Source organism: Mycobacterium sp., assembly GCF_965229265.1.
Taxonomy (GTDB): Bacteria; Actinomycetota; Actinomycetes; order Mycobacteriales; family Mycobacteriaceae; genus Mycobacterium.
This window is the reverse complement of record NZ_CBDDIY010000010.1, coordinates 863861-888773: the sequence shown is the minus strand read 5'-3', so window position 1 is coordinate 888773 and position 24913 is coordinate 863861. Positions and strand designations below refer to the sequence as shown.

At 71.0% G+C, this 24913-nt stretch carries 21 protein-coding genes; 20 read left to right on the top strand and 1 reads right to left on the bottom strand.

The window, feature by feature from the left end; genetic code table 11:
• The first annotated feature begins 251 nt into the window (after positions 1-251).
• The 20 genes from mraZ to ADBZ9K_RS06170 all read left to right on the top strand — a co-directional run bounded on the left by mraZ (position 252) and on the right by ADBZ9K_RS06170 (position 23081).
• On the top strand, positions 252-683 hold the full coding sequence (gene mraZ, locus ADBZ9K_RS06265) for a division/cell wall cluster transcriptional repressor MraZ (protein WP_163803919.1): 432 nt from the start codon (positions 252-254) through the stop codon (positions 681-683).
• Entirely contained in the window at positions 658-1845 is a 1188-nt protein-coding gene (rsmH, locus tag ADBZ9K_RS06260; RefSeq protein ID WP_526619187.1) for a 16S rRNA (cytosine(1402)-N(4))-methyltransferase RsmH, read from the top strand. The genes mraZ and rsmH overlap by 26 nt, the downstream gene beginning before the upstream one ends.
• Entirely contained in the window at positions 1845-2996 is a 1152-nt protein-coding gene (gene ftsL / locus ADBZ9K_RS06255) for a cell division protein FtsL (RefSeq protein WP_526619185.1), read from the top strand. The genes rsmH and ftsL overlap by 1 nt, the downstream gene beginning before the upstream one ends.
• The gene (locus ADBZ9K_RS06250) at positions 2993-4936 is read left to right on the top strand and encodes a peptidoglycan D,D-transpeptidase FtsI family protein (protein WP_526619183.1); all 1944 of its coding nucleotides are present in this window, start codon (positions 2993-2995) and stop codon (positions 4934-4936) included. The genes ftsL and ADBZ9K_RS06250 overlap by 4 nt, the downstream gene beginning before the upstream one ends.
• Before the next feature lie 37 nt (positions 4937-4973).
• Complete coding sequence (locus ADBZ9K_RS06245; RefSeq protein ID WP_526619181.1) at positions 4974-6524, top strand: UDP-N-acetylmuramoyl-L-alanyl-D-glutamate--2,6-diaminopimelate ligase; 1551 nt, start codon at positions 4974-4976, stop codon at positions 6522-6524.
• Positions 6521-8089 carry a UDP-N-acetylmuramoyl-tripeptide--D-alanyl-D-alanine ligase gene (locus ADBZ9K_RS06240; protein ID WP_526619179.1) on the top strand — a complete coding sequence of 523 codons (1569 nt, stop codon included), beginning with the start codon at positions 6521-6523 and terminating at the stop codon, positions 8087-8089. The genes ADBZ9K_RS06245 and ADBZ9K_RS06240 overlap by 4 nt, the downstream gene beginning before the upstream one ends.
• Positions 8086-9165: a phospho-N-acetylmuramoyl-pentapeptide-transferase gene (gene mraY / locus ADBZ9K_RS06235; protein WP_526619177.1), complete on the top strand. Its 1080-nt coding sequence runs from the start codon at positions 8086-8088 to the stop codon at positions 9163-9165. The genes ADBZ9K_RS06240 and mraY overlap by 4 nt, the downstream gene beginning before the upstream one ends.
• A gap of 1 nt (position 9166) precedes the next feature.
• Positions 9167-10630 (top strand): UDP-N-acetylmuramoyl-L-alanine--D-glutamate ligase, encoded by a 1464-nt coding sequence (gene murD / locus ADBZ9K_RS06230; RefSeq protein WP_526619175.1) that lies wholly within the window; start codon positions 9167-9169, stop codon positions 10628-10630.
• A 14-nt stretch (positions 10631-10644) separates the two neighbouring features.
• Positions 10645-12270, top strand: coding sequence for a putative lipid II flippase FtsW (gene ftsW, locus ADBZ9K_RS06225; RefSeq protein ID WP_526620776.1), 1626 nt, complete (start codon positions 10645-10647; stop codon positions 12268-12270).
• A 44-nt stretch (positions 12271-12314) separates the two neighbouring features.
• Positions 12315-13457 (top strand): undecaprenyldiphospho-muramoylpentapeptide beta-N-acetylglucosaminyltransferase, encoded by a 1143-nt coding sequence (gene murG, locus ADBZ9K_RS06220; RefSeq protein WP_526620774.1) that lies wholly within the window; start codon positions 12315-12317, stop codon positions 13455-13457.
• On the top strand, positions 13454-14935 hold the full coding sequence (gene murC / locus ADBZ9K_RS06215) for a UDP-N-acetylmuramate--L-alanine ligase (protein ID WP_526619173.1): 1482 nt from the start codon (positions 13454-13456) through the stop codon (positions 14933-14935). Before murG ends, murC begins: the two co-directional genes overlap by 4 nt.
• Positions 14932-15927, top strand: coding sequence for a cell division protein FtsQ/DivIB (locus tag ADBZ9K_RS06210; RefSeq protein WP_526619171.1), 996 nt, complete (start codon positions 14932-14934; stop codon positions 15925-15927). The genes murC and ADBZ9K_RS06210 overlap by 4 nt, the downstream gene beginning before the upstream one ends.
• A 203-nt stretch (positions 15928-16130) precedes the next feature.
• Positions 16131-17288, top strand: coding sequence for a cell division protein FtsZ (ftsZ, locus tag ADBZ9K_RS06205; RefSeq protein WP_526619169.1), 1158 nt, complete (start codon positions 16131-16133; stop codon positions 17286-17288).
• A 30-nt stretch (positions 17289-17318) separates the two neighbouring features.
• On the top strand, positions 17319-18023 hold the full coding sequence (pgeF, locus tag ADBZ9K_RS06200; protein WP_526619167.1) for a peptidoglycan editing factor PgeF: 705 nt from the start codon (positions 17319-17321) through the stop codon (positions 18021-18023).
• Positions 18020-18772 carry a YggS family pyridoxal phosphate-dependent enzyme gene (locus ADBZ9K_RS06195; RefSeq protein WP_526619165.1) on the top strand — a complete coding sequence of 251 codons (753 nt, stop codon included), beginning with the start codon at positions 18020-18022 and terminating at the stop codon, positions 18770-18772. Before pgeF ends, ADBZ9K_RS06195 begins: the two co-directional genes overlap by 4 nt.
• A 65-nt stretch (positions 18773-18837) precedes the next feature.
• The gene (locus ADBZ9K_RS06190; RefSeq protein WP_526619164.1) at positions 18838-19512 is read left to right on the top strand and encodes a cell division protein SepF; all 675 of its coding nucleotides are present in this window, start codon (positions 18838-18840) and stop codon (positions 19510-19512) included.
• Between the two features lie 113 nt (positions 19513-19625).
• Complete coding sequence (locus ADBZ9K_RS06185) at positions 19626-19925, top strand: YggT family protein (RefSeq protein ID WP_526620772.1); 300 nt, start codon at positions 19626-19628, stop codon at positions 19923-19925.
• Between the two features lie 232 nt (positions 19926-20157).
• The gene (gene wag31 / locus ADBZ9K_RS06180) at positions 20158-20958 is read left to right on the top strand and encodes a DivIVA-like cell division protein Wag31 (protein ID WP_526620770.1); all 801 of its coding nucleotides are present in this window, start codon (positions 20158-20160) and stop codon (positions 20956-20958) included.
• 61 nt (positions 20959-21019) lie between these two features.
• On the top strand, positions 21020-21604 hold the full coding sequence (locus tag ADBZ9K_RS06175; RefSeq protein WP_526620942.1) for a hypothetical protein: 585 nt from the start codon (positions 21020-21022) through the stop codon (positions 21602-21604).
• A gap of 106 nt (positions 21605-21710) precedes the next feature.
• A complete protein-coding gene (locus ADBZ9K_RS06170; protein WP_526619163.1) occupies positions 21711-23081 on the top strand; it encodes a TIGR01777 family oxidoreductase in 1371 nt (456 codons plus the stop codon).
• Between the two features lie 3 nt (positions 23082-23084).
• On the opposite strand, the gene ADBZ9K_RS06165 is transcribed toward ADBZ9K_RS06170, so the two are convergent.
• Entirely contained in the window at positions 23085-24905 is a 1821-nt protein-coding gene (locus tag ADBZ9K_RS06165; protein WP_526619161.1) for a pyruvate kinase, read from the bottom strand.
• Between the last annotated feature and the right edge of the window lie 8 nt (positions 24906-24913).

The following is a 24913-nucleotide window of genomic DNA, read 5'->3' as shown; positions in this document are numbered from 1 at the left end:
CGCGGGCGGGCGGGCCTCCAGGGCGGCTCTCGGTATGCCGCCCCACCTCGCCCCACCGACCCCTGACCAGGGAGTTTGGTGTCTTCTGTGGTGTGGCTTGGCCGCCGCACCGGATGGTTGTGGCAGAAAGTGGAGGAACTCGCCCGAAATGCACCGCCACAGTGGAGCAAAGTGGGGGAATGTGGGGTATCGTGGCGGCTAACGGAGCGACGGAAGCTCCGGGGCGGTAGGAGCAAGGAGATGTGCGCAGCATGTTTCTCGGCACCTACACACCCAAGCTCGACGACAAGGGGCGGCTGACACTGCCCGCCAAGTTCCGCGACGCACTGGCAGGAGGGTTGATGGTCACCAAGAGTCAAGACCACAGCCTTGCCGTCTACCCGCGGGCGGAATTCGAACAGCTGGCGCGGCGGGCCGCGCAGACCTCCCGGAGCAATCCGGAGGCTCGCGCCTTCCTGCGCAATCTGGCAGCCGGCACCGACGAACAACACCCCGATTCGCAAGGCCGGATCACGCTGTCCGCCGACCACCGGCGCTACGCCAACCTGAGCAAGGAATGCGTAGTGATCGGCGCGGTCGACTTCCTCGAGATCTGGGACGCCCAGGCCTGGCAGGAATACCAGGAGACCCACGAAGAGAACTTCTCCGCGGCCAGCGATGAAGCACTCAGCGACATCATTTGACCTGGCCGCCCAGCCGGAGGTGGTCCGTGCATCGTGGTCTCTGCCCGAACCGACCCTGACGTACTTCCCCAACGCCAGGTTCGGACTCTCGGACAGGGACCTCGATGCACCGGCACACCCAAGCCCGATTGGTGCGGCGGCGCACCCAGTCCTACCCGGAGGCTCCGTCGTGGTTGACGCATCCGACCACGGGCACGTCCCCGTCATGCTGGAGCGCTGCGTCGAGATCCTCGCCCCAGCGCTGACCCGCCCCGGCGCGGTCCTGGTCGACGCCACCCTCGGCGCCGGCGGCCACGCCGAGCGTTTCCTATCCACCTTTCCCGACCTGCGGCTGATCGGACTCGACCGTGACCCCGGGGCGCTGGCGATCGCCGGCGCCCGGCTGGCCCCATTCGCCGACCGGGTCACCCTGGTGCACACCCGCTACGACGGCATCGCCGATGCGTTGGCCGAAGCCGGCTGTGCCACAACGGATTCCGTCGACGGTGTGCTGTTCGATCTGGGTGTCTCCTCGATGCAGCTCGACCAGCCCGAGCGCGGCTTCTCCTACGCCAAGGACGCCCCGCTGGACATGCGGATGGACTCCGAGGCCCCGTTGACCGCCGCCGAGATCCTCAACACCTACGACCGCCGCGCGCTGACCGACATCCTGCGGCGCTTCGGCGAGGAGAAGTTCGCCCACCGGATCGCCGGGTTCATCGTCGAACGCCGGCAGCAGGCCCCGTTGTCCACCACGGCCGAACTGGTCGAGATCATCTACCGCGCCATCCCGGCACCGGCCCGCCGCACCGGCGGGCACCCCGCCAAACGGACCTTCCAGGCGCTGCGGATCGCGGTCAACGCCGAACTCGATTCGCTGAGCGCGGCCCTGCCCGCGGCCCTGGCCGCGCTGCGACCGGGTGGACGCATCGCCGTGATGGCCTATCAGTCCCTGGAGGACCGCATCGTCAAGACCACCTTCGCCGCGGCGACCGCCTCGCGCAGCCCCGAGGGTCTGCCCGTCGAACTGCCCGGCCTGGAGCCGGAATTCATCGGGATCACCCGGGGCGCCGAACGCGCAGACGCCGACGAGATCGAACGCAATCCGCGCAGTGCCCCGGTCCGGCTGCGGGCTCTGCAGCGTGTGGCTCCGGGCAACCCGGGACGGGGAGGAACAAGCTGATGAAGGTCGGGCGCAAGGCAGCCGATACGGCGGATCGCGAGGACGTCAAGGCCAAGGGGGCGCGTAAGGACGGCGCCGCCAAGAAGGGCAAGGTCGCGACGCGCTCCCGGGCCGACTCGCCGGTCCGGAGCCGACGCGGCACCGACACCGCGGCGCGGGGCGGGCGGGCTCGCGGTACGGGCTCGGCCCGGCGCCCCCACGAACCGCGCGGGCTCAAGCAGGGTCCGCAGACCGCCCCGGCTCCTCGGCCCGCCGAACGCCAGGCCCGGCCCACCAGCACCAGTCAGGCCAAGGCGCGGGCGAAGGCCCGTAAGGCCAAGGCCCCCAAGGTCGTTCGCCCGCCACTGCGGGAGCGGCTGATCGCCCGGCTGGCCACCATCGACCTGCGTCCGCAGACGCTGATGGCCAAGGTGCCGTTCGTGGTCCTGGTCATTGGGTCGCTCGGCGTCGGGTTGGCCATCACCCTGTGGCTGTCCACCGATGCCGCGCAGCGGTCCTATCAGTTGAGCACTGCTCGAGCCACCAACCAGGCGCTGTCCCAGCAGAAGGAGGCCCTGGAGCGTGACGTGCTGGAGGCCGAGTCGGCGCCGGCACTGGCCGAGGCCGCCCGCAACCTCGGCATGATCCCGTCGAAGGACACCGCGCATCTGGTGCAGGATCCGTCCGGTAACTGGGTGGTGGTGGGCAAGCCGAAGCCGGCCGAGGGGGTGCCGCCGCCACCGCTGAACAACAAGCTGCCCGACGACAAACCGGTTCCCGCACCGGCCGCGCCTGCTGCTCCCCAGCCCAAGCCGGGCAGTTCGCCGGAGGTTCCGGTGCGGCTGGTCCCGCTCAACACCCTGCCGGTGCCGGGGGCGGTGCCGCTGGCCGGGCTGCCGCCCGCCGCCGGCCCCGAGGTGCCGGTGCGCGCGCCGTCGCCCACCGACCACGTCCCGGCGGCGACCCTGCCCGGACCGGCGACCCTGCCCGGACCGGTCGCCGACGTGCCGCCCGCGCTCGTCGCGCCGCCCGCCGACGTCCCGCCCGCCGCACCGGCCGCCGTCGTCCCGCCCGCCGCACCGGTGCCCGTCGTCCCCGCACCGGTCGCGCCGGCTCCCGACGCCGTCGCGCCCGCCATGCCGGCCGTTCCGCTTGCCGGGGGCGCTCAGTGAGTCGCGCCGACAGGTCGACAGCCCGGCCGGTCAAGGCCAAGCGGCAGCGCGCCAAGGCCGTCAAAGCCGCGCCGGAGACCGGCCCGGGCCGCCCGGCCAAGGCGCGGCGCACCCGGGAACTGGTCCAGAGTGGCGTGCGCACAGCATCATTCGTGTTCCGGCACCGGGCGGGCAACATCGTCATCTTCGTCGCCCTCATGGTGGCGGCCGCCCAGCTGTTCAATCTCCAGGTCCCGCAGGCCGCGGGCCTGCGCGCCGAGGCCGCCAGCCAGCTCAAGGTGACCGACGTGGAGAAGGCGGTGCGAGGCAGCATCGTCGACCGCAGTTTCGACAAGCTGGCCTTCACCATCGAGGCCAGGGCGCTGACCTTCCAGCCGACCAAGATTCGCAAGCAGCTGGCCGACGCCAAGCAGAAGTCGCCGACGGCACCCGATCCCGACAAGCGGCTGACCCAGATCGCCACCGAGGTGGCGGGCAAGCTCAACAACACCCCCGACGCGGCGACCCTGCTGAAGAAGCTGCGCAGCAACGAGACCTTTGTCTACCTGGCCCGCGCCGTCGACCCGGCGATCGCCGACGCGATCATCAAGAAGTTCCCCGAGATCGGTGCCGAACGTCAGGACCTGCGCCAATACCCGGGTGGAGCGCTGGCGGCCAATATCGTCGGTGGCATCGACTGGGACGGCCACGGCCTGCTCGGCCTGGAGGACTCGATGGACTCCGCGCTGGCCGGCACCGACGGCTCGATCACCTACGACCGCGGTTCCGACGGCGTCGTCATCCCCGGCAGCTATCGCAACAAGCACGACGCGGTCAACGGCTCCACCGTGCAGCTCACCCTCGACGACGACATCCAGTTCTACGTCCAGCAGCAGGTCCAGCTGGCCAAGGACGTCTCCGGTGCCAAGGACGTCTCCGCCGTGGTGCTGGATGCGAAAACCGGTGAAGTGCTGGCGATGGCCAACGACAACACCTTCGATCCGAGCCAGGACATCGGCCGGCAGGCCGACAAGCAAATGGGCAACCTCTCGGTGACCTCGCCCTACGAGCCGGGGTCGGTCAACAAGATCGTCACCGCCTCCTCGGTGATCGAGTACGGCCTGTCCAATCCCGATGAGGTACTGCAGGTTCCGGGCTCCATCAACATGGGCGGCGTGACGGTCAACGACGCCTGGAACCACGGTGTCATGCCCTACACCACCACCGGCGTGTTCGGAAAGTCCTCCAACGTCGGCACCCTGATGCTCGCCCAACGGATCGGGCCGGAGCGCTACTACGACATGCTCGGCAAGTTCGGCCTGGGTCAGCGCACCGGAGTCGGACTGCCCGGTGAGAGCGCCGGCCTGGTTCCGCCCATCGACCAGTGGTCGGGCAGCACCTTTTCCAACCTGCCCATCGGACAGGGCCTTTCGATGACGCTGCTGCAGATGACGGGCATGTACCAGGCCATCGCCAACGACGGACTGCGGATACCGCCGCGCATCGTCAAGGCCGTCATCGCCGCCGATGGCACCCGCACCGAGGAGCCCCGCCCCAACGGCATCCGGGTGGTCTCGCCCGACACCGCCCGCACGGTGCGCAACATGTTCCGCTCCATCGTGCAGCGCGATCCCATGGGTTATCAGCAGGGCACCGGCGCAGCGGCGGCGGTCGACGGCTACCAGATCGCCGGCAAGACCGGCACGGCCCAGCAGATCAACCCCGCCTGCGGCTGCTACTACAGCGACGTCTACTGGATCACCTTCGCCGGCATGGCGCCCGCTGACGACCCCCGGTACGTGATCGGCATCATGATGAACGCCCCGGAGCGCAACGCCGACGGCTCGGCCGGTCACTCCGCTGCGCCGCTGTTCCACAACATCGCCGCCTGGCTGCTGCAGCGGGAGAACATCCCGCTCTCGGCAGACCCCGGCGCCCCGCTGATCCTGCAGGCCACATAGGCGGCGAGCCGCGGTTGCTGGGTAGGGTGGCAACCCGATGACCAACGCCTTGCGCCCCCGCACGACGCCGGGTCTGACGTTGCCGACGCTGGCCGCCCGGGTTGGCGCGGTGCCCGTCGCCGGCGGTGCGGCTCCCGATGTGCGGATCACCGGCATTACCCTGCGCGGTCAGGATGCCCTCGCCGGTGACCTGTTCGCCGCCCTGCCCGGCTCGTCGGCGCACGGCGCCCAGTACACCGCAACAGCCATCGAGGGCGGCGCCGTCGCGGTGCTCACCGACCCGGACGGCGTGGCCGTCATCGGCCGCACGCTCGGCGAGCCGGCGCCCATCCCGGTGCTGGTGCATCCGCAGCCCCGCTCGGTGCTGGGCGCGCTGGCCTCGGCGGTCTACGGCCATCCTTCGGACCGGGTGGTGGTCCTCGGTGTCACCGGAACGTCGGGCAAGACCACCACGACGCACCTGATCGAAGCCGGCCTGCGCTCGGCCGAGCGCACGCCCGGCTTGGTCGGAACCGTCGGGGTCCGGATCGCCGGCGCCGACGTGCCCAGCGCACTGACCACCCCGGAGGCACCGGCCCTGCAGGCGTTGCTGGCGGTGATGGCCGAACGAGGCGTCGACACGGCCGTGATGGAGGTGTCCAGCCACGCCCTGGAACTGGGCCGGGTGGACGGCATCCGCTTCGCCGCGGGCGGGTTCACCAACCTGTCGCGCGACCACCTGGATTTCCACCCGACGATGCAGGCCTACTTCGATGCCAAGGCCCGGCTGTTCGACCCGTCGTCCCCGGTGCATGCGGCCGTCTCGGTGATCTGCGTCGACGATGACGCGGGCCGCGACATGGCCCGCCGCGCCGTGGACGCGGTGACGGTCAGCGCCGACGGGCACCCGGCGGACTGGCGGGCCGAGGATGTCGTCGTCCTCGACAGCGGCGCGCAGGATTTCACCGCGGTGGACCCGGCCGGGGTACACCACCGGCTGCGGATCGGGCTGCCGGGGCGCTACAACGTCGCCAACGCCCTGCTGGCGTTGGCGATGCTCGACGCCGTCGGGGTCTCACCCGAACAAGCCGGACCGGGCCTGCGGGACGCGTCGGTCCCCGGTCGGTTGGAAGCCGTCGAGCGCGGCCAGGACTTCCTCGCCGTCGTCGACTACGCGCACAAGCCCGGTGCGCTGCAGGCGGTCCTTCAGACACTGCGCCGCCCCGGTGCCCGGCTGGCCGTCGTGTTCGGCGCCGGCGGCACCCGCGACGCCGGCAAGCGTGCCCCGATGGGTCGCATCGCCGCCGAACTCGCCGATCTGGTGGTGGTCACCGACGACAACCCGCGCGACGAGGAGCCGGCCACCATTCGGGCGGCCATCCTGGCCGGCGCCGTGCAGGCCGAGCGGGAGCCGGCGGCCGACATCGTCGAGATCGGCGACCGGCGCGCGGCCATCCGCCACGCCGTGGCCTGGGCGCGCCGCGGCGACGTCGTGGTAATCGCCGGCAAGGGCCACGAGACGGGCCAGACCGCTCACGGTCAGACCCGGCCGTTCGATGACCGCGAGGAGCTGGCGCTGGCCCTGGAATCGCGCGGGGCGCGGTCATGATCGCGCTGAGCGTCGCCCGGATCGCCGAGATCGTGGGCGGCCGGCTCGCCGACATCAGTCCCGCCGACGCCGCCGAGGCGACGGTCACCGCGACCGTGGAGTTCGATTCCCGGGCGATCACCCCGGGTGGGCTGTTCCTGGCGCTGCCGGGCGCCCGCTCCGACGGCCACGACTTTGCCGCGACCGCGATCGGCGCCGGTGCCGTCGCGGTCCTGGCCGCCCGCCCGGTAGGGGTGCCCGCCATCGTCGTGCCGCCGGCTCCGGCCGCCGACGCCGGGGCCAGCGTGCTGGAGCACGACGTGGACGGCTCCGGTGCCGCGGTGCTGGCCGCGCTGGCCGCGCTGGCGTCGGCGGTGGCCGCCGAACTGGTGGCCGGCGGGCTGCGGATCATCGGGCTCACCGGATCGTCGGGCAAGACCTCGACCAAGGACCTCATCGCCGCGGTGCTGCGCCCGCTGGGCGAGGTGGTGGCCCCGCCCGGCTCCTTCAACAACGAGCTCGGCCACCCGTGGACGGTGCTGCGCGCCACCGATGACACCGACTTCCTGGTCCTGGAGATGTCGGCGCGCCATCCCGGCAACATCGCCGCGCTGGCCGCGATCGCCCCGCCCTCGATCGCGGCGGTGCTCAACGTCGGCACCGCGCACCTCGGCGAGTTCGGTTCGCGAGAGATCATCGCCGAGGCGAAATCCGAACTGGTGCAAGCGGTCCCGGCCTCGGGTGTGGTGATCCTCAACGCCGACGACGCGATGGTGGACGCGATGGCGGGCAAGACCGCGGCCCGGGTGGTCCGCGTCGGGCAGGCGGCCAATGCCGATATCCGCGCGGTCGACATCGAGCTCGACGAGCTGGCCCGGCCTCGCTTCACGCTGCGCACCGCCGACGCGGCGGTGCAGGTGGCGCTGGCAGTGCACGGCGCGCATCAGGTCGGCAACGCGCTGACCGCCGCGGCGGTCGCGATCGAGTGCGGGGCGAGCCTGCCCCAGGTCGCCGCCGCGCTGGCCGAGGCCGGCCCGGAGTCGCGGCGCCGGATGGACGTGCGCACCCGTGCCGACGGGGTCACCGTCATCAACGACGCCTACAACGCCAACCCCGACTCGATGAAGGCCGGTTTGCAGGCGCTGGCCGTGATCGCCCGGGCGGGTAGCCGAGCCGACGATGCGGCCGAGGAACGAGGCCGAGGAGGAGCGAGGCAGGCGGGTGGAGCGGGCAGGCGGCGCAGCTGGGCCGTCCTTGGCGAGATGGCCGAGCTGGGGGAGGAGTCGATAACCGAGCATGATCGAGTCGGTCGGCTCGCCGTGCGCTTAGATATCAGTCGACTCGTCGTCGTCGGAACTGGGAGGCCCATGAGCGCCATGCATCACGGTGCAGTCATGGAGGGCTCCTGGGGTTCGGAAGCCGTCATGGTCGACGATGCCGACGCGGCCCTCGCGCTGCTGCGCGCCGAGCTGCAGCCCGGCGACGTCGTCCTGGTCAAGGCGTCGAACTCGACCGGTCTCGGCCCCCTGGCCGAGGCGCTGCTGGCCGACCCGGCGACGCCGCCCGGTGGGGATGAGCGCCGATGAGACTGATCCTCATCGCCGTCGGCATCTCGCTGGCGGTGTCGATTCTGCTGACTCCGGTCCTCATCCGGCTGTTCACCCGCCAGGGCCTGGGGCACGAGATCCGCGAGGACGGCCCGCCGAGCCACAAGACCAAGCGCGGCACGCCGTCGATGGGCGGGGTGGCGATCATCGCCGGGATCTGGGCCGGCTACTTCGGCACCCACCTGGTCGGCCTCGCGCTCGACGGCGACGGGCCGTCGGCCTCGGGCCTGCTGGTGCTCGGGCTGGCGACCTCGCTGGGCGCGGTCGGGTTCGTCGACGACCTGATCAAGATCCGCCGGTCGCGCAACCTCGGCCTGAACAAGACCGCCAAGACCGTCGGGCAGATCACCGCCGCGGTGCTCTTCGGGATCCTCGTGCTGCAGTTCCGCAACAGCGACGGGCTGACTCCGGGCAGCCCCGAGCTGTCCTATGTCCGTGAGATCGCCACCGTCACGCTGAGCCCGCTGCTGTTCGTCCTGTTCGTGGTGGTCGTCGTCAGTGCGTGGTCCAACGCGGTGAACTTCACCGACGGCCTGGACGGCCTGGCCGGCGGCAGCATGGCCATGGTCAGTGCCGCCTACGTGCTGATCACGTTCTGGCAGTACCGCAATGCCTGCGCCACCGCACCCGGACTCGGCTGCTACAACGTGCGCGACCCGCTGGACCTGGCGCTGATCGCGGCCGCCGCCGCCGGGGCCTGCATCGGCTTCCTGTGGTGGAACGCCGCGCCGGCCAAGATCTTCATGGGCGACACCGGCTCGCTGGCGCTGGGCGGCATCATCGCCGGCCTGTCGGTCACCAGCCGCACCGAGGTGCTCGCCGTGGTGCTGGGTGCGCTGTTCGTCGCCGAGGTGACCTCGGTGGTCGTGCAGATCCTGGCCTTCCGCACCACCGGGCGCCGGGTGTTCCGGATGGCCCCGTTCCATCACCATTTCGAGCTGGTCGGCTGGGCCGAGACGACCGTGATAATCCGGTTCTGGTTGCTCACCGCGATCGCCTGCGGGCTCGGCGTGGCGCTCTTCTACGGCGAGTGGCTTTCGGCCATCGGGGACTGACGTGCACGCCGGGCTCGAACCGCTGACCTCGGGGGCGCAGGTTCTGGTCACCGGTGCCGGCATCACCGGACGCGCGGTGGTGGCCGCCCTGGCAGCCCTGGACGTGCACATCCGGGTGTGTGACGACAACGTCGACGCCTTGACGGCGTTGGTTGCCAACGGTGTCGACACGATCGACCCGGCCGCGGCCGTCGCCGTGATCAGCGACTTCGCACTGGTCGTCACCAGCCCCGGCTTTCCGCCGACCGCGCCGGTGCTGGCCGCGGCCGCCGCCGCGGGAGTCCCGATCTGGGGTGACGTCGAGCTGGCCTGGCGCCTCGATGCGGCGGGTCACTATGGGCCGCCGCGACGGTGGCTGGTGGTCACCGGCACCAACGGCAAGACGACGACGACCTCCATGCTGCACGCCATGCTCGTCGCCGATGGTCGCCGTGCCGTGCTGTGCGGCAACATCGGCGACCCGGTGCTCGACGTCCTGGACCAGCCGACCGATCTGCTGGCCGTCGAACTGTCCAGCTTCCAGCTGTTTTGGGCGCCTTCGCTGCGTCCGGAGGCCGGTGCGGTGCTCAATGTCGCCGAGGATCACCTCGACTGGCACGGCGGTTTCGACGCCTATGCCGCGGCCAAGGCCAGGGCGCTGGCCGGCCACGTCGCCGTCGTCGGCCTCGACGACCCGGCCGCCGCCGCGCTGCTGCCCGCCGCGCCCGCCCCGGTCAAGGCCGGCTTCCGGCTCGGCGAACCCGCCGAGGGCGAGCTGGGCGTGCGCGACGGCATGCTGGTCGACCGGGCCTTCGCCGATGGCGTCGAACTCGCGCCGGTTGCCTCGATCGCGGTGGCCGGGCCGGTGGGTGTGCTCGACGCGCTGGGCGCCGCCGCGCTGGCCCGGGCGGTCGGAGTGCAGCCCGCGTCGATCGAGGCCGCGCTGGCCGCATTCCGGGTCGGGCGGCACCGCGCCGAGCAGGTGGCCGTGGTGGACGGGGTGGCCTACGTCGACGATTCCAAGGCCACCAACCCGCACGCCGCACAGGCGTCGGTGCTGGCCTATCCGCGGGTGGTGTGGGTGGCCGGCGGCCTGCTCAAGGGCGCCTCGGTCGACGAGATGGTCGTGCGGGTCGCGGACCGGCTGGTCGGCGCCGTGCTGATCGGCCGTGATCGCGGTGTGGTTGCCAAGGCGTTATCGCGACACGCGCCCGATGTCCCGGTCATCGAGGTGGTGACGCGGGAGGATGCTGTGGTGCATGGGACTAATGAGTCAGCTGTTACTCATGAGACTCGAGTGGTCGACGCGTCCGGTCCCGGCCTCAGCACCCGGGTGATGGCCGAGGTCGTCGTCGCCGCCGCCGGCCTGGCTCGCAGTGGCGACACGGTGCTGCTGGCACCCGCCGGCGCCTCGTTCGACCAGTTCGCCGGGTACGCCGACCGCGGTGATGCGTTCGCCGCCGCCGTACGCGCCGCGGTTCGGTAACGGTCGTGGCCTCCCTGTTGTCCCGGCTACGCCGGCGCGGTTCCGCCGATGCCGCTGACGCCGAGCAGACCCCGGACACCGACGTCGAGCCGGCCACCGAGCCGGTCGCCACCGCCAAGGCCCACAGCGGCCCTCGGTTCGAGGTGCACCGCAGGTTCGGCACCTGGCTGGGCCGGCCGATGACCTCGTTCCACCTGATCATCTCGGTCTCGGCGCTGCTAGTCACCCTCGGCCTGACCATGGTGTTGTCGGCCTCCGGCGTGCACTCCTACGACGAGGACGGCTCGCCGTGGGCCATCTTCGGGCGGCAGGTGTTGTGGACGCTGGTCGGCCTGCTCGGCTTCTGGGTCGCGTTGCGGCTACCGGTGAACTTCCTGCGCAACACCGCATTCTCGGCGTTCGCCCTTACCATCGTCATGCTGGTGCTGGTGCTCATCCCGGGCATCGGGCACGAGTCCAACGGCACCCGAGGCTGGTTCGTGATCGCGGGCCTGTCCATGCAGCCCTCGGAGCTGACCAAGATCGCGTTCGCGGTCTGGGGCTCGCACCTACTGGCGACCCGCCGGCTGGAACGGGCGTCGCTGCGCGAGCTGCTGATCCCGCTGATCCCCGCCGCGGTGATCGCGCTGGCCCTGATCGTCGCCCAGCCCGACCTCGGCCAGACCGTGTCACTGGGCATCATCCTGCTCGCCCTGCTCTGGTACGCCGGCCTGCCGCTGAAGGTGTTCCTCAGTTCACTGGGGGCCGCGGTCGCGGCCGCGGCCGTGCTGGCGGTGTCGGAGGGCTATCGCTCCGACCGGGTGCGGTCCTGGCTGGACCCTAGCGCGGATGCGCAGGGCGCGGGCTACCAGAGCCGGCAGGCGAAGTTCGCGCTGGCCAACGGCGGCGTCTTCGGTGACGGGCTGGGCCAGGGCACCGCCAAATGGAACTACCTGCCCAACGCGCACAATGACTTCATCTTCGCGATCATCGGCGAGGAACTCGGCTTCGTCGGCGCCTTCGGCCTCTTGGCGCTGTTCGGCCTGTTCGCCTACACCGGGATGCGGATCTCCAAGCGCTCGGCCGATCCGTTCCTGCGCCTGCTCACCGCCACCGCGACCATGTGGGTGATCGGCCAGGTATTCATCAACGTCGGCTACGTAATCGGCCTGCTGCCGGTGACCGGCATTCAGCTCCCGCTCATCTCCGCGGGTGGAACATCGACGGCCACAACACTTTTCATGATCGGACTGATGGCGAACGCGGCCCGGCACGAACCCGAGGCGGTGGCGGCGCTGCGCGCCGGGAGCGACGACCGGATGAACCGGGTGCTGCGGCTGCCCCTGCCCGAGCCCTACGTACCGTCGCGGGTGGAGGTGCTGCGCGACCGCTTGAGTTCCAAGCCGCAGAACGAGCGCGCGGCCAAGCCCGCCAGGACGGCCAAGAAACCGGCCAGCAAGCCCGCCAGGAAGCCGGCCCGCCAACCACACGCCGCGCGCGAACGCGCCGCATTGCCCGCCAAAACCCGGACGGCCCAGCGACCCACCCGGCGCTCAGGGCATCATGGTGACGCCGCACAACACGGCGCGCAGTATGACGGGAAACAGGGAACTGGCCGCACACGGCGGTCCCGCGCATTGGAAGGTCAGCGTTACGGGTGAGCGTCTCGGGGGTTGGCGGCGGTGCGAATCGCAGCGACTCGGGCATTAGCAGCAGGGATGGGGACGCATCGGTGTCGGTCGTTCTCGCCGGTGGTGGCACCGCCGGTCACGTCGAGCCGGCGATGGCGGTAGCCGACGCGCTGCGGGCTCTCGACCCGTCGATCCGGATCACCGCCCTGGGCACCGCGCGGGGCCTGGAGACCCGGCTGGTTCCCGACCGCGGCTACGACCTCGAGCTCGTCACCCCGGTCCCACTGCCACGCAAACTCAATGGGGATCTCGTCCGACTGCCGCTGCGGGTGCGCCGCGCGGTGCGCGAGACCCGGTCCGTGCTCGACGATGTTGCCGCCGACGTGGTGATCGGATTCGGCGGCTACGTGGCGCTGCCGGCCTACCTGGCCGCCCGGGGCGGGCCGGTGCACCGGCGCCGGGTTCCGGTGGTGGTGCATGAGGCCAATGCCAGTGCGGGCCTGGCCAACCGGGTCGGGGCCCGCACCGCCCGCCGGGTACTCGCGGCGGTGCCCGACTCCGGGCTCGAGCACGCCGAGGTGGTCGGCATGCCGCTGCGCGCGTCGATCACGGCGCTGGACCGGTCCGCGGTGCGCGCACAGGCCCGCGCCCATTTCGGCTTCGCCGACGACGCCCGGGTGCTGCTGGTGTTCGGCGGCTCGCAGGGCGCGGCGTCGATCAACCGGGCGGTGTCGGCGGCGGCGGGTGAGCTGGCCGCGGCGGGCATCTCGGTGCTGCACGCACACGGACCCAAGAACACCCTGGACCTGCCTTCGTCGCACCCCGGCGCCCCGCCCTATGTCGCGGTGCCCTACCTGGACCGGATGGACCTGGCCTACGCCGCCGCCGACCTAGCGATTTGCCGGTCCGGCGCGATGACGGTGGCCGAGGTCTCCGCGGTCGGGCTGCCCGCGGTCTATGTGCCGCTGCCGATCGGCAACGGCGAGCAGCGGCTCAACGCGCTGCCGGTGGTCGAGCCCGGCGGCGGCCTGCTGGTCGCCGACGCCGACCTGACCGCCGACTTCATTTCCCGCGAGGTGGTGGGCCTGCTCACTGATCCGGCGCGGCTGGCGGCGATGACGGCCGCTGCGGCCCGGGTCGGCCATCGCGACGCCGCGCGGCGGGTCGCCGAGGTCGCCCTGGACGTGGTGCGTGCGGCCAGGGCGGGCCGGCGATGAGCGCGTCGACCGGACCGCGGCCCTTGCCGCCGGAGCTGCAGCGGGTGCACATGGTCGGCATCGGCGGCGCCGGCATGTCCGGTATCGCGCGCATTCTGTTGGACCGGGGCGGTCTGGTGTCGGGATCCGACGCCAAGGAGTCCCGCGGTGTGGTCGCGTTGCGGGCGCGCGGCGCGGCGATCAGCATCGGCCACGACGCGGCCAATCTCGACCTGCTGCCTGGCGGTCCGACCGCAGTGATCACCACCCATGCCGCGATCCCCAAGACCAACCCCGAACTGGTCGAGGCCGGGCGCCGGGGGATTCCGGTGATCCTGCGGCCGGTGGTGCTGGCCAAGCTGATGGCCGGCTATCGCACGCTGATGGTCACCGGCACGCATGGCAAGACCACGACCACCTCCATGCTCATCGTCGCGCTGCAGCACGCCGGGATGGACCCGTCCTTCGCCGTCGGCGGCGACCTGGGGGAGGCCGGCACCAACGCGCACAACGGCAGCGGCGGCTGTTTCGTCGCCGAGGCCGACGAGAGCGACGGCTCGCTGCTGGAATACACCCCCGACGTGGCGGTGGTGACCAATATCGAGGCCGACCACCTGGATTTCTTCGGCAGCCCGGAGGCCTACACCGCGGTGTTCGACGCCTTCGTCGAACGGATCGCCCCCGGCGGTGCGCTGGTGGCGTGCGTCGACGATCCCGGCGCCGCCGCGCTGGCCGAACGCAGTGCGGCTGAGGTTCGGGTGTTGCGCTACGGCAGCGCGCCCGATCCGGAGTTGGCCGGGCGGCTGGTGGAGTGGGAACAGCACGGCACCGGGGCGGTGGCTCACATTCAGCTGGCCGGCGAGGCCCACCAGCGGGTGATGCGGCTGGAGGTGCCGGGCCGGCACATGGCGCTCAACGCGCTGGCCGCCCTGCTGGCCGCGGTCGAGGCGGGCGCCCCGGTCGACGACGTCCTGGACGGGCTGGCCGGATTCGAAGGGGTGCGGCGCCGGTTCGAGCTGGTCGGTACGGCCCACGGGGTGCGGGTCTTCGACGACTACGCCCATCACCCGACCGAGGTCCGCGCGGCGCTGACGGCGTTGCGAGCCGTCGCTCAGCAGGACCGCACCGGCCACCCAACCATCACCGGAGCCCGCAGCATCGTCGTGTTCCAGCCCCACTTGTACTCGCGGACAAAGACTTTCGCACTCGAGTTCGGCAACGCGCTGGACATCGCCGACGAGGTGTTCGTGCTCGACGTCTACGCCGCGCGGGAGCAGCCGATGGCCGGGATCAGCGGGGCCACCGTCGCCGAGCATGTCAGCGTGCCGGTGCACTACATCGCCGACTTCTCATCGGTGGCGGCGGCGGTGGCCGCGGCGGCCCGGCCGGGTGACGTCGTGGTCACGATGGGTGCCGGTGACGTGACGATGCTCGGCCAGGAGATCCTCGCGGCCCTGCAGGACAGGGCCAACACCTCGATACCCGGGCAGGATCGATGACCCAGGCCGGTGACGAGCCGCCGGCCGAGCCGGCGCCGATCCTGCCCAAACCGACATCTGGGCGGGAAAGTCCGAGTGGGGACGTGCATAACGTCGATCTCGACGACGCCGAACCCGACGCTGACCCCTCGGGCGGGGACGAGATCGCCGAGCCCGAAACCGCCGACGACGCCGATCTGGAGGGGCCCCGGCGGCGGGAACGCCGTGAACGCGCCGAGCGCCGCGCCGCCCAGGCCCGCGCGACGGCGATCGAAGAGGCTCGTCGGGAGGCCAAGCGGCGCGTCGCCGGCCCGGTGGTGGAGGCGCCCAAGCCGTTGGGCAAGCGGGCCGTTCGCGGGCTCAAGCTGTTGACCTGGCTCATCGTGCTGACGCTCGTCAGCGTCGGGCTGGGCCTGGTGCTGTACTTCACCCCGGTCATGTCGGCGCGCTCGCTGGTGGTCACCGGGATCGGGGCGGTGACCCGCGACGAGGTCATCGACGCGGCGAAGGTGCAGCTGGGCACCCCGTTGTTGCAGATCAACACCGACCAGGTGGCCGATCGGGTGGCCGGCATCCGCCGGGTGGCCAGCGCTCGGGTGCAGCGGGAGTATCCCTCGACGCTGCGGATCACCATCGTCGAGCGGATTCCGATCGTGGTGAAGGACTATCCCGACGGGCCGCACCTGTTCGACCGCGACGGCGTCGACTTCGCGACGGCACCGCCGCCGCCGGGCTTGCCCTACATCGACGTCGACAACCCCGGACCCACCGACGCTCCGACCAGGGCGGCCCTGGAGGTGATGACGGCGTTGCGCCCGGAGGTGGTGGCTCAGGTCAGCCGGGTGGCCGCACCGTCGGTGGCGTCGGTCACCCTGACACTCACCGACGGCCGCACCGTGGTGTGGGGGACCACCGACCGCACCGACGAGAAAGCCGAGAAGCTGGCGGCGCTGCTGACCCAGCCGGGCAAGGTCTATGACGTCTCCAGCCCGGACCTGCCGACCGTCAAGTGATTCGGGCCGGGGCGCTGTGACCGATCCGCCGACAAATTCGCGCCGCGACACGTCGGCGCGCCTCCCCAATCCAGGGCGGGGCGCCCATACCGTTCTGTTTGCGCGGCACTACTTGACATAACTCTAAGCCTCTGGTTGAGGTTGAGGGTTTGCCCAAACCGACGTCGCGGCACCCCGATCCCCACCAGGGAGGAAGACAGACGATGACCCCCCCGCATAACTACCTCGCCGTCATCAAGGTCGTTGGCATCGGCGGCGGCGGCGTCAACGCCGTCAATCGAATGATCGAGCAGGGACTCAAGGGCGTGGAGTTCATCGCGATCAACACCGACGCCCAGGCGTTGTTGATGAGCGACGCCGACGTCAAGCTCGACGTCGGCCGCGACTCCACCCGAGGATTGGGTGCCGGCGCCGACCCCGAAGTCGGTCGCAAGGCAGCCGAGGACGCCAAGGATGAGATCGAAGAGCTGCTGCGCGGCGCCGACATGGTCTTCGTCACCGCTGGTGAAGGTGGCGGCACCGGCACCGGCGGCGCGCCGGTGGTCGCCTCGATCGCCCGCAAGCTCGGCGCGCTGACCGTCGGCGTGGTGACCCGCCCGTTCTCCTTCGAGGGCAAGCGCCGGTCCAACCAGGCCGAGGCGGGCATCCAGGCACTGCGCGAAAGCTGCGACACCCTGATCGTCATCCCCAACGACCGGCTGCTGCAGATGGGCGACGCGCAGGTGTCGCTGATGGACGCGTTCCGTAGCGCCGACGAGGTGCTGCTCAACGGCGTGCAGGGCATCACCGACCTGATCACCACCCCCGGTTTGATCAACGTCGACTTCGCCGACGTCAAGGGCGTGATGAGCGGAGCGGGCACCGCCCTGATGGGCATCGGCTCCGCGCGCGGTGACGGCCGCGCCCTCAAGGCCGCCGAGATCGCCATCAACTCCCCGCTGCTGGAGGCGTCGATGGAGGGCGCCCAGGGCGTGCTGTTGTCGGTGGCCGGCGGCAGTGATCTCGGTCTGTTCGAGATCAACGAGGCCGCCTCGCTGGTGCAGGACGCCGCCCATGCCGACGCCAACATCATCTTCGGCACTGTGATCGACGACTCGCTCGGCGACGAGGTCCGGGTCACCGTCATCGCGGCCGGTTTCGACTCGGCCAGCCCCAGCCGCAAGCCGGTGGTCGGGGGAGCGGCTGCCGCGGGCCAGCCGATCGCCCCCGGCGCGGCGGGCAAGCTCAGCTCGTCGCTGTTCGACCCGATCGACGCCGCCAGTGTGCCGGTGCACACCAACGGCGCGACGGTGAGCATCGGCGGCGGCGACGACGGCATCTCCGACGACGACGTCGACGTGCCGCCGTTCATGCGGCACTGACGCTTTCCCCACCTCCGCGATACTGGGTTTGTGACAGTCATCCGCCGCGTGACCACCACCCGAGCCGGTGGCGTCTCGGCACCGCCGTTCGACACCTTCAATCTCGGTGACCACGTCGGCGACGACCCGGCCGCCGTCGCGGCCAATCGCGCGCGGCTGGCCGCCGCGATCGGGTTGGCCGACGACCACGTGGTGTGGATGAATCAGGTGCACAGCGCCCGGGTGGCGGTGGTCGACGAGCCGAGGTCCGATGCCGTCGACGACACCGACGCCCTGGTGACGACGACCCCGGGGCTGGCGCTGGCCGTCGTGACCGCCGATTGCGTCCCCGTGCTGATGGCCGACGCGCAGGCTGGTGTGGTGGCCGCGGTCCACGCCGGGCGGGTCGGCGCTGCCGACGGCGTGGTGCTGCGCACCCTCGAGGCGATGCTGGCCAAGGGTGCCCACGCCGAACACATCTCGGTGTTGCTCGGCCCGGCGGTCAGCGGCGCCAACTACGAGGTGCCCGAGCAGATGGCCGCCGATGTCGAAGCGCGGTTGCCCGGCAGCCGCACCACCACCTCGCGCGGCACGCCGGGCCTGGATCTGCGCGCCGGCATCGCCCGGCAGCTGGCCGGTGCCGGTGTGCGCGCCATCGACGTCGACCCGCGGTGCACGGTCGCCGACCGCAATCTGTTCAGCCACCGCCGCGCGGCCCCGACCGGGCGGCTGGCCGCCCTGGTGTGGATGCAATGACCGCCGCGACCGACCGCGAGACCGAACTCGCCACCGCGCTGGCCGCACTGCGGGAGCGCCTCGCCCGCGCGGCTCAAGCCGCCGGGCGCACCACCGACGACATCGCACTGCTGCCGATCACCAAGTTCTTCCCGGCCGCCGACGTGGCGATCCTGTGGCGGCTGGGCTGCCGCAGCTTCGGGGAGTCCCGCGAGCAGGAGGCCTCGGCCAAGATCGCCGAGTTCACCGACCTCACCGGGGCCGGAGCGGCGCAGGTGCGCTGGCACATGGTCGGCCAGGTCCAGCGCAACAAGGCCAAAGCCGTTGCGGCATGGGCGGACGCGGTGCACTCGCTGAGCGCCGCCAAAGTGGCCGCAGCATTGGACCGCGGCGCGCTGCAGGCCCTCGATGAGGGCCGTCGGAGTGCACCGCTGCGGGTGTTCGTCCAGATCAGCCTCGACGGGGACACCTCGCGCGGCGGCGTCGACGTTGCCGATCCGGCGGCCGTTGACGCCCTCTGCGCACAGGTTGCCGCGGCCGAGGGGCTGCGCCTGGTCGGCTTGATGGCGGTGCCGCCATTGGGTGCCGATCCCGACACCGCGTTCGCGGCCCTGGCCGTCGAACACCGCCGGGTCAGGCAGAACCATCCCGAGGCGACAGAGCTGTCGGCGGGGATGTCCGGTGACCTGGAGGCCGCCGTGCGACACGGATCGACGTGTGTGCGTGTCGGTACAGCTCTTATGGGACCACGTCCTCTAACGTCTCCCTGAGTAGTCACTCCAGTCACATCTTCATCACAGACACCGCGCTTCACGTTTTCCAGAAGGGTCCAGCGATGAGCACACTCCACAAGGTCAAGGCCTACTTCGGTATGGCTCCCATGGACGACTATGACGACGAGTACTACGACGACGATGACCGCGGTGCCGGCCGCGGCGCGCACCCGCGGCGCGCCGATCGGTTCGCCGACGACGACTACGAGCGGGGCTCGCGCTACGACGATCTCCATCCGCGGGCCGGTCGCGAGTACGACGACCCGCGCGAGGCCGACTACGCGCCGACGGGCGGCTTCCGTGCCCAATATGGCGACGAGCCGCGGTTCCGCCCGCGCGAGTTCGAGCACCCGCACGACATGCCCCGTTCCCGGTTCGGTTCGCTGCGCGGTTCGACCCGCGGCGCCCTGGCGATGGACCCACGCCGGATGGCCGAACTGTTCGAGGCCGGGAGCCCGATGTCGAAGATCACCACGCTGCGCCCCAAGGACTACAGCGAGGCACGCACCATCGGCGAACGCTTCCGCGACGGCCAGCCGGTGATCATGGACCTGGTCTCGATGGACAACGCCGACGCCAAGCGGCTGGTCGACTTCGCTGCCGGTCTGGCCTTCGCGCTACGCGGCTCCTTCGACAAGGTGGCCACCAAGGTCTTTCTGCTGTCGCCGGCCGACGTCGATGTCAGCGCCGAGGAGCGCCGCCGGATCGCCGAGGCGGGTTTCTACAGCTACCAGTGACCGGGGTGCAGTGCTGGCACTCCGCCGAGTAGGTAGGCTGACGGCGTCGCGCTGGGGGCAAACCAGCGATGTCGGCAATGTCACATCCGCTGTTGATTAAGGACCGGCTCTACTTGTCGCTGTTCTTCGAAATCCTTGGCTTCGTGCTGTTCGTGTTCTGGCTGCTGCTGATCGCCCGGGTGGTCGTCGAGTTCATCCGGTCGTTCAGCCGGGACTGGCACCCGCATGGGCTGACCGTCGTCGTCCTCGAAGTGATCATGACGGTCACCGATCCGCCGGTGAAGCTGCTACGTCGCCTTATCCCGCAGCTTACGATCGGCGCCGTACGGTTCGACCTGTCGATCATGGTGCTGCTGCTGGTCGCCTTCATCGGGATGCAGCTGGCCTTCAACGCGGCCGCCGCCGCGGCTTGAGTGGTGCCGCTCGTGGTGGCGGAAGATAACGCAAAACCCCGGGGCGGGCGATTAGCCACGCCGAAAAAGTGGTACGGAAAGTTTGAAATTAGCTCTTAATTATCGGTCTCAAGGGCGACCGGCGGTTCTGGTGTGACAGGATGGACGCCAGTTACAGTACGGAACGACGAACGTAAGACGCGTTCTACACTTTGCAGACCGGTTCGACCGTCCAGACCCGAGGGGGCAGATGATGCCGCTTACACCGGCCGACGTGCACAATGTGGCGTTCAGCAAGCCGCCCATCGGCAAGCGTGGCTACAACGAGGATGAGGTCGACGCCTTCCTCGACCTGGTGGAGAACGAGCTGACCCGCCTCATCGAGGAGAACTCCGACCTGCGCCAGCGGGTCGCCGAACTCGATCAGGAGCTGGCGGGAGCCCGCAGCGGCGGCGCGGTCGCGCAGCCCACCCAGGCGATCCCGCTCTACCAGCCCGAGCCCGAGCCCGAGCCAGCCCCGGCGCCGCAGCCGGCGCCGAGCAGCGCCGCCAGCGAGGAGCAGGCCATCAAGGCGGCCCGCGTCCTGGCCCTGGCGCAGGACACCGCCGACCGGCTGACCGGCACCGCCAAGGCGGAGGCCGACAAGCTGCTCGCCGACGCGCGTGCCAACGCCGACCAGATCCTGTCGGAGGCCCGCCACACCGCCGAGACCACGGTCGCCGACGCGAAGCAGCGCTCCGACGCGATGCTCAGCGATGCCCAGACCCGCTCGGAGACCCAGCTGCGGCAGGCTCAGGAGAAGGCCGACGCACTGCAGGCCGACGCCGAGCGCAAGCACTCCGAGATCATGGGCACCATCAACCAGCAGCGCACCGTCCTGGAAGGCCGGCTCGAGCAGCTGCGCACCTTCGAGCGCGAGTACCGCACCCGGCTCAAGACCTACCTGGAATCACAGCTCGAAGAGCTCGGCCAGCGCGGGTCGGCCGCCCCGGTCGATTCCGGCGCGACCACCGACGGTGGCGGGTTCAACCAGTTCAGCCGGGGCAACAACTAAGCTCCTGTCGGGCTGTGCGGCCTCAGAACCAATCTGCTTTCGAGCGGTCGGAGGGTGATCGATGCTGATCGTTGCGCTGGTGCTGGCAGTGATCGGCCTCGCGGCCCTGGTCACCGCCGTCGTCACCAGCAATGAGCTGGTCGCGTGGGTGTGCATCGCGGCCAGCGTGATCGGCGTGATCCTGCTGATCGTCGACGCGATCCGCGAACGCCAGGGTCGCCGCCTCGACGAGGCGGCCACCGCGGCCCCGGCCTCCGAACCCGAACCCGAACCCGCCGAGTCGTCGGCGACCGCGGAGACGGTGGCCTACTCCGAGACCGATGAAACCGTCGACTCGACCTATTCGACCTTCGATGCCGAATATCCCGAGGACGACTTGGCCGCCGAACAGCATCCCGACGAGTTGGTGTCCGACGAGCCGGAGTCGGACCTGCCCAGCGACGACGAGCCCGAGCTGCCGGAGCCGGCCGAAGAGGCCGCCGTCCACCCGGTCAACGAGTCCGAAACCCCCCAGTCCGACACCCCCCAGTCCGATACCCCCCAGTCCGACACCCCCGAGTCCGATACTCCCGAGTCTGGGGAGGGGCAGCCCGACGGTGACACGGCGGCCACCGACCCGACGTCGGACGAGCCAGCCTCCCGCTGACCTGCGGCGGCGTCGTCGCCGTTTCGATCTGCGCCCCCCGGGCAATCCAGCGCGCCTGCGGCTCCGAATCCCTGGACGACTACACCAGGGCCACCCAAAGGACACCATGGGCATCGAATACGCCAGCGTCGTCGACCATCCGCTCCAGGAGGTGTTCGACTGGCACACCCGGCCGGGCGCCATGCGACGACTGGTGCCGCCGTGGCAGCCCATGCGCGTCGTGGCCGAGACCGAGTCGCTGGCCGACGGGCGCGCCGTCCTCGGTCTGCCCGGTGGCCTGCGCTGGATCGCCCAGCACGATCCCGCAGGCTACGACCCGCCACGCCAGTTCGTCGACGCCCTGTCCTCGGACGGCCTGCTGACCCTGGCGCCGCGGATCATCGGCTGGTGGCGGCACACCCACCGGTTCAGTGCTGCCGGACAGGACCGCACCCGGGTGCACGACACGGTGGACACCACCGTGCCCGGAGCCGCACTGCGCGCCACGTTCGCCTACCGCCACCGCCAGTTGGCCGACGATCTCGCCGCGCACCGCGACGCTGCGCAGGCCGGTGCCGGCCAGCTGGCCGTCGCGATCACCGGCTCGTCGGGTCTGGTGGGCGCCGCGCTGGGCGCCCTGTTGACCACCGGCGGTCACCGCGTCATCCGGCTGGTTCGCCGCGATCCCGCTCGTCCCGACGAACGTCGTTGGGAACCAAGCGATCCCGCCGCCGATCTGCTGGACGGGGTCGACGCCGTCGTCCACCTGGCCGGTGAGTCCATCGCCGGACGCTTCACCGACGCGCACCGGGCGGCGATCCGGGATTCGCGGATCGAGCCGACCCGGCGGCTGGCCGAGCTGGCCGCCGCGCCCGGGCCGGGGCTGCGCACATTCGTCAGCGCCTCGGCGATCGGCATCTACGGCTACGACCGCGGCGATGCCGTGCTCTGCGAGGACAGCACCCGCGGTGACGGTTTCCTTGCTGACGTGGTCGCCGACTGGGAGGCCGCGACGGCACCGGCCGTCGATGCGGGCGTGCGGACCGTCGCGGTGCGCACCGGCATCGTCCAGGCCGCCGCGGGCGGAACGCTGCGGCTGCTGCGACCGCTGTTCGCGGCGGGTCTGGGTGGCCGGCTGGGCAGCGGCAGGCAGTGGCTGTCCTGGATCGGTCTGGACGATCTGCTCGACATCTACTACCGCGCCCTCTACGACACCAGGCTTGAGGGCCCGGTCAACGCCGTCGGCCCGAATCCGGTGCGCAACAGCGACTACACCAAGGCGCTGGCAGCGACACTGCATCGTCCCGCGGTGCTGCCGGTGCCCTCGATCGGTCCGCGGATCCTGCTCGGTGGGCAGGGCGCCCGGGAACTCGCCGAAGCCGATCAGCGGGTGCTGCCGACCAAGCTGCAGTCGTTGGGGCACCGGTTCCGGCATACGACGGTGGCCGACGCGCTGGCCCACCAGCTGGGTCACGACCCCGCGCCGGGCGTGCTGTGAGTGTCAGCCGAGCTTGCGGGCCCGCCAGGAGTGCAGGCTGCGCAGCAGCGAGTTCTTCTTGTATTCGTGACCGGCCATCCGGCCGAGGATGTCGTCGAGCGTGACGACGGCGTCGGCGATGTAGGGCCCCTTGTTGAGCATGACGCACTCGGCCCGTTCGGCCATGGCCGCGTCACTGATCTCCGCGCGCGACGGCTGTCCGGTGTTGGCGAGCTGTTCGAGCACCTGCGTAGCCCAGATCACCGGCAGATGCGCCGCCTCGCACAGCCACAGCGTCTCCTCCTGCAGCTCGGCCATTCGCTCGTAGCCGGTTTCCACCGCCAGGTCGCCGCGGGCGATCATCACCCCGACCCGGCGCCGGCGCATCGCGGTCAGCATCAGCTGCGGTAGCTGCTCGAAGGCTTGGCGGGTCTCGATCTTGAGCACCACGCCCAGCTCGGTGTCGCCGAGCCGGCTCAGCTCCTCGAAGAGCCGGATCACGTCGACGGGTTCGCGGACGAACGAGAGCTGGACGAAGTCGGCGAGCTCGGTCACCACCGGCAGGTCGGCGCGGTCCTTGTCGGTCAGCGCCGAGATCGGCAGGTCGGTGTCGGGCACGTTGATTCCTTTGCCGGCCCGCAGTTTCACCGAGCCGTGCGGCGGATGGTCGATGCGCACGTCGAGGCTGTCCTGGGCGAGGGCGATCACCTCACCGCCGAGCTTGCCGTCGTCGAAGAAGACCCGCTCGCCCACCTCGGCGTTGTCGAACACCTCGGGCAGCGTGCACCCGATCCGCGGCGGCTGGTCGTCGTCGACCGGCGCGGGGCTGCAGTCCCGGGTCAGGTGCACCACATCGCCCGCGGTCAGCCGGATGCTCTGCTCGACGGCGGGCAGCTCGCCGACGTCAGCGGCATCATGTGGGCCGGCCACCAGGACCGTCCCGGTCCCCAGGTAGGTGGTCTTCTCGGTGCTGACGATGAACCCGCCGGGTGCGGCGGCCGCCAGCAGCAGGCGACGCTTGGAGCCGCGGGTGTCGCGCAACACCACCTCGTCGCCCTCGGCGCGGCGGGCCAGCCAGTCGCCGTCGACCGGCACCGTCACCAGACCGGGTTCGGGCGGGCGGGCCGGGCGGCGGTCGTTGGTCAGCCAGCCGCGCGCGGCGGCCACCACCTGGCCCTGCGCGTTGCGGCTGGGCCGCAGCCGGGTCACCTGCGGCCCGGGCTCGAGCGGTCCGGTCCGCAGCTTCGGACCGGCGAGGTCCATCGCCACCAGGCACGGCCGCCCGGCAGCGGCGGCCGCCGCCCGCACATTGGTGGCCATCGCCTTCCACGCCGTCGCGTCGTCGTGGGCGCAGTTGATCCGGGCGATGCGCATTCCGGAGTCGATCAGGGCGCGCACCAGGGCGGGGTCGCCGGCCGCCTCGGAGGGCAGGGTCACCATGATCCGTGCGGCCCGGTCGTCGGGCGCGGGGCCCAGCAGTTCGGTGGCGTTGCGCTCGAGCAGCTGGGCGCCCCGCTCGACGTCGACGACGGCGGGCTCGCCCGGGTCCCAGCCGCGACCGCGTATCGCCGTGATCGCAGCCGAGACGAGCCGCAGGGTCGCCTGTACGTGGGCCTCGCTGCGACCCAGCGAGGACAGTCCGAGTTCGGTCAGCTGTTGCTGCAGGTCTCGCAGGTCCACCTGGCGAAGTGCCCAGTAGTGGACCAAATTGATTGCACTGCAGCGATTTTCGCGAGCCACCGGATCGATCCACGGTTGCCAGCGCAGTTCGGCGTCGGCCAGCCGGGCCAGCAGGGCATCGACCTCGTCCTGTAGTCGGTCCAGCTGGTCAGCGTCGGCGGGCATGTATACCG

Bases quoted from the DNA above. Each gene is read 5' to 3' on its own strand.
- ADBZ9K_RS06165 (WP_526619161.1), bottom strand. From the start codon at position 24,905: ATGCCCGCCGACGCTGACCAGCTGGACCGACTACAGGACGAGGTCGAT.
- mraY (WP_526619177.1), top strand. From the start codon at position 8,086: ATGAGACTGATCCTCATCGCCGTCGGCATCTCGCTGGCGGTGTCGATT.
- ADBZ9K_RS06190 (WP_526619164.1), top strand. From the start codon at position 18,838: ATGAGCACACTCCACAAGGTCAAGGCCTACTTCGGTATGGCTCCCATG.
- ADBZ9K_RS06175 (WP_526620942.1), top strand. From the start codon at position 21,020: ATGCTGATCGTTGCGCTGGTGCTGGCAGTGATCGGCCTCGCGGCCCTG.
- murC (WP_526619173.1), top strand. From the start codon at position 13,454: ATGAGCGCGTCGACCGGACCGCGGCCCTTGCCGCCGGAGCTGCAGCGG.
- ADBZ9K_RS06210 (WP_526619171.1), top strand. From the start codon at position 14,932: ATGACCCAGGCCGGTGACGAGCCGCCGGCCGAGCCGGCGCCGATCCTG.
- ftsL (WP_526619185.1), top strand. From the start codon at position 1,845: ATGAAGGTCGGGCGCAAGGCAGCCGATACGGCGGATCGCGAGGACGTC.
- ADBZ9K_RS06170 (WP_526619163.1), top strand. From the start codon at position 21,711: ATGGGCATCGAATACGCCAGCGTCGTCGACCATCCGCTCCAGGAGGTG.
- mraZ (WP_163803919.1), top strand. From the start codon at position 252: ATGTTTCTCGGCACCTACACACCCAAGCTCGACGACAAGGGGCGGCTG.
- wag31 (WP_526620770.1), top strand. From the start codon at position 20,158: ATGCCGCTTACACCGGCCGACGTGCACAATGTGGCGTTCAGCAAGCCG.
- ftsZ (WP_526619169.1), top strand. From the start codon at position 16,131: ATGACCCCCCCGCATAACTACCTCGCCGTCATCAAGGTCGTTGGCATC.
- ADBZ9K_RS06240 (WP_526619179.1), top strand. From the start codon at position 6,521: ATGATCGCGCTGAGCGTCGCCCGGATCGCCGAGATCGTGGGCGGCCGG.
- rsmH (WP_526619187.1), top strand. From the start codon at position 658: ATGAAGCACTCAGCGACATCATTTGACCTGGCCGCCCAGCCGGAGGTG.
- ADBZ9K_RS06195 (WP_526619165.1), top strand. From the start codon at position 18,020: ATGACCGCCGCGACCGACCGCGAGACCGAACTCGCCACCGCGCTGGCC.
- ADBZ9K_RS06245 (WP_526619181.1), top strand. From the start codon at position 4,974: ATGACCAACGCCTTGCGCCCCCGCACGACGCCGGGTCTGACGTTGCCG.